This is a genomic window from Streptomyces sp. SID14436 (genome assembly GCF_010548465.1).
In the GTDB taxonomy this organism is placed as follows: Bacteria; Actinomycetota; Actinomycetes; order Streptomycetales; family Streptomycetaceae; genus Streptomyces.
On sequence record NZ_JAAGMD010000469.1, the window covers coordinates 1 to 906 of the forward strand.

Below are 906 nucleotides of genomic sequence, written 5' to 3' on the forward strand. Positions count from 1 at the left end.
GCCCCGCAGCCGCACCGGCGCCCCGCTGGGCACGGCGGTGGACCAGGCCCGGCTCGGGGCCGCGTTCACCCGGCTCGCCGGCACGCCCGTGGAACGGCTGCTGGCCCGCCCGGAACTGACAGCGGCCCAGGCGCTGGTGGCGCGGGGCCTGCCGGCCCGCACCATCGACGGCTTCCTGCGCCCCCTGCTGGCGGCGCTGCTGTGCGACCCGGACCTCACCACGTCGAGCCGGTGCGCCGACCTCGCCCTGCGCGCCTTCGCCCGGGGACGGCTCTGCCTGCCCGAGGGCGGCGCCGAGACGCTGCCGGACCTGCTGCTGCGCGGACTGCCTCCGGGCACCGTGCACACCGGGGTGCGGGTCACGTCCGTGTCGACCACCTCGGTGACCACCGCGGAACACGGCGAGTTCCGCTGCCGCGCGGTGCTCGTCGCGACCGACGCACGCTCCGCCGCGGAACTGCTGCCGGGGCTGCGGGTGCCGGACTTCCACCCGGTGACCGTGGTGCACCACGCGACCGACGAGCCGCCCGCCACCGGCACCGCCCTGCTCCTCGACGCCGACCGGGGCGGACCGGTCGCCCACACCGCCGTGGTCAGCCGGGTCGACCCGTCGCGGGCTCCGGCCGGCCGCGCGCTGGTCACGTCCACGGTGCTCGGCACTCCCCCGGCCCAAGTGGACACCGCCGTCCGCATGCACCTGAGCCGCCTGTACGGCACGTCCACCAACCGCTGGGAGACGCTCGCCGTGCACCACGCCCCGCACGCCGTCCCCGCCATGCGCGCCCCGCACGACCTGCGCCGGCCGGTACGGCTCCTGGCCGGTCTGTACGTGTGCGGCGACCACCGGGACACCAGCACGGTGCAGGGCGCCCTGTACTCGGGCCGCCGCGCGGCCACCGCCCTGCT

Annotated in this window: 1 protein-coding gene; it reads left to right on the forward strand. The window is 77.8% G+C overall.

What is annotated here, in order from left to right; translation table 11 throughout:
- Positions 1–906 (forward strand): FAD-dependent oxidoreductase (locus G3I53_RS16140; RefSeq protein WP_164438477.1); only part of this gene is annotated, 906 nt, incomplete at both ends.